The organism is Sphingomonas sp. (genome assembly GCF_042096255.1).
GTDB lineage: Bacteria > Pseudomonadota > Alphaproteobacteria > Sphingomonadales > Sphingomonadaceae > Sphingomonas.
In genome coordinates, this window is sequence record NZ_JBELLZ010000158.1 from 1 (window position 1) to 4692 (window position 4692).

Genomic DNA, 4692 nt, shown 5'->3' on the forward strand with positions numbered 1-4692 from the left:
CGCGCAGCGCAACTTTCAGGCGAACGCCAAGGCGCTCGATACCCAGACCCAGATCTCGCAGACGATCTTTAACATCCGCAGCTGACGGTAACTCCCCTCCCTTGAGGGAGGGGTCGGGGGTGGGTGGAGGCCGGGCGGTACGGCTCGGCCTCGTCCAGCACCTCAGTATCGCCAAGCCGCCACCCACCCCCAGCCCCTCCCTTGCAGGGAGGGGAGAGGACTTTCGATGGACAAACTGGTCTACACCGCCGCGACGGGCCTCAAGAGCCACATGGCCGCCCAGGCCGCGATCGCGAACAACATGGCGAACGCCTCGACGACCGGTTTCCGCGCCGATCGCGTGGTGTTCGACCGGCTGGCGCTCAAGGGCGGCGGCGCGCAGTTCGAGAGCCGCGCGCCGTCCAGCGAGGCGGTGCAGGACTTCGATCGCGCCCCCGGCGCGCTCCAGACCACCGGGCGCCCGCTCGACGTGGCGCTGATCGCCAACGACACCTGGATGGCGGTGCAGGGCAAGGACGGCACCGAGGCATACACGCGCCGCGGCGACCTTTCCGTCTCGCCCTCGGGCACGCTCCAGACCGGCGACGGTTATCTGGTGATGGGCTCGGGCGGACCGATCACGCTGCCCCCCTATGACAAGCTGACCATCGGCGCGGACGGCACGATCTCGATCGTCCCGCAAGGCGACAAGACCGGGCAGATGACCGTGATCGACACGATCAAGATGGCCTCCGACAAGGGCAGCCAAACGGTGAAGGGGCTGGACAACCTGCTCCATGTGAAGGGCGGCGGCGTGCTGCCGCAGGACATGAACGCCAAGCTCCAGTCGGGCACGCTCGAAGGCTCCAACGTCAACATGACCCAGGCGCTGGTCGACATGATCGAGAACCAGCGCAGCTACGAGGTCCAGGCCAACCTGCTCAAGCAGGCCAAGGACCTGGACGAGGGCGCGGCCTCGCTGATGCGGATGCCGGGCTGATTGGCACGCCGCTTGCTGTGATCGCACCGACCAACCCGATTGAGGACAGGCCATGACCACCGCCGCCATGCACATCGCGCGCACCGGGCTCGACGCCCAGGACACGCGCATGCGCGTCATCTCGAACAACCTCGCTAACGTGAACACCACGGGGTTCAAGCGCGACCGTGCCGCGTTCGAGACGCTCGCCTATCAGACCGTCACCTCGCCGGGCGCGCAGTCCACCCAGGAGACGCAATACGCCACCGGGCTCAACCTCGGCACCGGCGTGCGCGTGCAGGGCACCGCGCGGATCGACACCCAGGGGTCGATGCAGATCACCGGCAACAGCCTGGACATGGCGCTCGACGGCGACGGCTATTTCCAGGTGCAGCTGCCGGGTGGCGAGCTGGGCTACACCCGCGCCGGCAACTTCAGCCGCTCGCCCGAGGGCCTGCTGGTGACCAGCGAGGGCTATCAGGTGATGCCCGGCATCACCGTGCCCGAGGGCGCGACCGCGATCACCATCGGCCTCGACGGCACCGTCTCCGCCACCGTGCCCGGTCAGAGCGCCGCGCAGCAGCTCGGCCAGATCCAGGTCGCCGCTTTCCCCAACGGCGCGGGCCTGCTCGCGACCGGAGACAATTACCTGCGCGAGACCGCCGCATCGGGCGCCGCCAACCTCGGCGTGCCCGGGCAGGACGGCCGCGGCCAGGTCCGCCAGGGCCAGCTGGAGGCCAGCAACGTCAATGTCGTGGAGGAGCTGGTCGACATGATCGAGACGCAGCGCGCCTATGAGGTCAACTCGAAGATGATCTCGGCGACCGACGACATGCTCAAGTACGTCAACCAGAACATCTGATGTCGACCCGCGCTCCCAGCCCGCTTGGCGCCTTCTGGATCGAGATCGGCCTCGGCGCTGCAACGATCGCGCTTGTCGCCGCCGCCTTTGTGCCGTTGCCGGCAAGTGCCGGCATCTTCGGCAAGAAACGGCCGGTCGAGGATTTCACCGTCACCCGCGCGCCGGCGATGCCGGTGGCGGCGCCGGTCGCCAATGGCTCGATCTTCCAGGCCGAGCAGGGCTATGCCGCCCTGCACGAGGGCTGGCGCGCGCGTCGGGTGGGCGACCCCCTCACCATCGTGCTGGTGGAACGCACCGCCGCCTCCAAGTCCGCCTCGTCCAAGCTCGATTCGAACGGCGGCTTCAGCCTGACGCCGCCGAGCACCGGCCCGTTCAACCTGTTCAACCAGACCGACGCGAGCGCGAGTGGCAATCGCAACTTCAATGGCGGCGGCAGCGCCGACCAGGCCAATTCGCTGTCCGGCGAGATCTCGGTCACCGTGTCGCAGGTGCTGCCCAACGGCACCCTCGTGGTGCAGGGCCAGAAGCGCGTGGTGCTCAACCGCGGCGACGAGACGATCCAGATCAAGGGGATCGTGCGGATGGCGGACGTGGACCGCGATAACCGCGTCCTCTCCACCCGCGTGGCGGACGCCCAGATCGCCTATACTGGCAAGGGCGATGTCGCGCGGGCGAGCCGCCAGGGCTGGCTCAGCCGCTTCTTCCAAGTGATCTCGCCGTTCTGAGGATGACGATGCTTCGCTCTCTCTTCCTGGCTGCGCTCGCGCTGCTGGCCGCCACCCCTGCGCATGCTGACCGGGTCAAGGACCTCGGCGGGTTCCAGGGCATCCGCTCGAACCAGCTGACCGGCTATGGCGTCGTGGTGGGCCTGCCCGGCACCGGCGACGACAATCTCGAATATACCGTGCAGACGGTGAAGGCGGTCGCCTCGCGCTTCGGCCTTCAGCTGCCACCCCAGGCCAATCCGGGCCTCAAGAATGCCGCGGTGGTGATGATCACCGCGGAGCTGCCCGCCTTTGCCAAGCCCGGCCAGCGGCTGGACATCACCGTCGCCTCGATGGGCAAGGCCAAGTCGCTGCGCGGCGGCGCGCTGGTGCTGACGCCATTGCTCGGCGCCGACGGCCAGATCTACGCGATGGCGCAGGGCAATCTCGCGGTCGGCGGGCTGGGCGCGGAAGGGCGCGACGGGTCGCAGATCGTCGTCAACGTCCCCTCCAGCGGCCGCATCCCCGAAGGAGCGACGGTGGAGCGGGCGGTGCAGACCGGCTTCGCCGACACGCCCTATCTTACCTTCAACCTGGCGCGCGCGGACTTCACCACCGCGCAGAACGTCGCCGCGGCGATCAATCAGCGCCTCGGCTTTGGCACCGCGCAGGCAGTGGACGCCATCTCGGTCGCGATCCGCGCGCCGGTGGGTGCCGATATTCGCGCGACGCTGATGAGTCAGATCGAGAACCTCGACGTCACCGCCGCCGAGCCGCCCGCCAAGGTGATCGTCAACGCCCGCACCGGCACCGTGGTGATCAACTCCGCGGTGCGCGTCGGCGCTGCCGCGGTCACCCACGGCAAACTCACCGTGCGCATCGACGAGAACCAGCGGATCAGCCAGCCCGCCCCGTTCAGCCGCGGCCAGACCGCGGTGGAGCAGAAGTCCGGCGTCACCGTGGAGGAAGAGAAGAAGCCGATGTTCCTCTTGAACCCCGGCCCGCGCCTCGCCGACGTGGTCAAGGCGGTGAACGCGATCGGCGCCTCGCCGGCCGACCTGGTTGCGATCCTCGAAGCGCTCAAGGAAGCGGGTTCGCTCAAGGCTGAGCTGATCGTGCTATGACCGACGTTCCCGCCATCACCCCCCAGATCTCTGGCGCCACCGGCATCGACTCCGGCCTCCAGCGCACCGCCTCGAAGGACAATCTCGCCGCCGCGGGGCAGCAGTTCGAATCGGTCTTCACCGGCATGATGCTCAAGAGCATGCGGCAGGCGAAGCTGGCCGATCCCCTGTTCGACAGCCAGGCGATCGACACGTTTCGCGACATGCAGGACCAGAAGGTCGTCCAGCAGATGGCCGAGCACACGCCGCTCGGCATCGGCAAGGCCATGACCGAATTCCTCCAGCGTGGCCTCCAACCGCAATCCGATTTTAACCGGACCGGCCCTAACCCGAATCAATGAGCGACCTTCTCTCCATCGGCGCCTCGGGCGTCCGCGGCTATCAGACCGCGCTGGCGACGGTGTCGGAGAACATCGCCAATGCCGGTAACGCGTCCTACGTCCGCCGCACCGTGCCGCTCAGCGAGATCGTCGCGATCGGCGGCACCAGTGCGAACGGCATGGGCGTCGGCATCGGCGCGACCACGCGCTCGTTCGACATCTATCGCTCCGCCGCGGTGCAGAACGCCACCGCCGATCTCGCGCGCACCGAAACCAGCAGCGCCTGGCTGGAGCAGATCCAGTCGGCGCTCACCGGCAGCGCGGTGGGGAGCCGGCTGACCGACTTCTTCAACGCAGCCAAGACGCTCGCCGCCGATCCCACCTCCACCGCCGCGCGCAGCGTGATGCTGGAAAGCGCCGAATCGGCCGCCGCCTCGTTCCGCTCGACCGGCGCGGCGCTGACCCAGGCCGCCGCGGACCTCGACGGCACTGCGGGCGCCGCCGTCTCCGGCCTGAACACGCTCGGCGCCTCGCTTGCCAAGGTCAACGAGGCGCTTGGCAAGACTCGGCCGGGCACCGCCGCCGCCGCCGGCCTCGCCGATCAGCGAGACGCCTTGCTGGAGGAGATGAGCGCGCTGAGCGACATCGACGTCCAGCTCGACGCGGCGGGCCGCGCCACCGTGGCGCTGGGCGGCAAGGGCGGGCCGACCTTTGTCGGCGGCAC

General features: G+C 68.7%; 6 protein-coding genes and 1 pseudogene. All 7 read left to right on the forward strand.

Annotated features, from left to right (window positions below):
- Positions 1-85, forward strand: an 85-nt coding sequence (locus ACFDTH_RS17465; protein ID WP_375288832.1) for a flagellar basal body rod C-terminal domain-containing protein, incomplete at its 5' end; no start/stop codon positions are given.
- A gap of 141 nt (positions 86-226) precedes the next feature.
- Positions 227-979, forward strand: coding sequence for a flagellar basal body rod protein FlgF (locus ACFDTH_RS17470; protein ID WP_375288827.1), 753 nt, complete (start codon positions 227-229; stop codon positions 977-979).
- A 52-nt stretch (positions 980-1031) separates the two neighbouring features.
- A complete protein-coding gene (gene flgG, locus ACFDTH_RS17475; protein WP_375288828.1) occupies positions 1032-1820 on the forward strand; it encodes a flagellar basal-body rod protein FlgG in 789 nt (262 codons plus the stop codon).
- Positions 1820-2545 carry a flagellar basal body L-ring protein FlgH gene (locus ACFDTH_RS17480; protein ID WP_375288829.1) on the forward strand — a complete coding sequence of 242 codons (726 nt, stop codon included), beginning with the start codon at positions 1820-1822 and terminating at the stop codon, positions 2543-2545. The genes flgG and ACFDTH_RS17480 overlap by 1 nt, the downstream gene beginning before the upstream one ends.
- A gap of 8 nt (positions 2546-2553) precedes the next feature.
- On the forward strand, positions 2554-3648 hold the full coding sequence (locus ACFDTH_RS17485) for a flagellar basal body P-ring protein FlgI (RefSeq protein ID WP_375288830.1): 1095 nt from the start codon (positions 2554-2556) through the stop codon (positions 3646-3648).
- Entirely contained in the window at positions 3645-3989 is a 345-nt protein-coding gene (locus ACFDTH_RS17490) for a rod-binding protein (RefSeq protein WP_375288831.1), read from the forward strand. Before ACFDTH_RS17485 ends, ACFDTH_RS17490 begins: the two co-directional genes overlap by 4 nt.
- Positions 3986-4692: pseudogene (locus tag ACFDTH_RS17495) on the forward strand (flagellar hook-associated protein FlgK); the annotation flags it as partial. The gene ACFDTH_RS17490 and the pseudogene ACFDTH_RS17495, both read left to right, overlap by 4 nt.

What these genes read in the sequence shown, in the direction of transcription:
- ACFDTH_RS17470 (WP_375288827.1), top strand. Translation starts at nt 227, where the DNA reads ATGGACAAACTGGTCTACACCGCCGCGACGGGCCTCAAGAGCCACATG.
- flgG (WP_375288828.1), top strand. Translation starts at nt 1,032, where the DNA reads ATGACCACCGCCGCCATGCACATCGCGCGCACCGGGCTCGACGCCCAG.
- ACFDTH_RS17480 (WP_375288829.1), top strand. Translation starts at nt 1,820, where the DNA reads ATGTCGACCCGCGCTCCCAGCCCGCTTGGCGCCTTCTGGATCGAGATC.
- ACFDTH_RS17485 (WP_375288830.1), top strand. Translation starts at nt 2,554, where the DNA reads ATGCTTCGCTCTCTCTTCCTGGCTGCGCTCGCGCTGCTGGCCGCCACC.
- ACFDTH_RS17490 (WP_375288831.1), top strand. Translation starts at nt 3,645, where the DNA reads ATGACCGACGTTCCCGCCATCACCCCCCAGATCTCTGGCGCCACCGGC.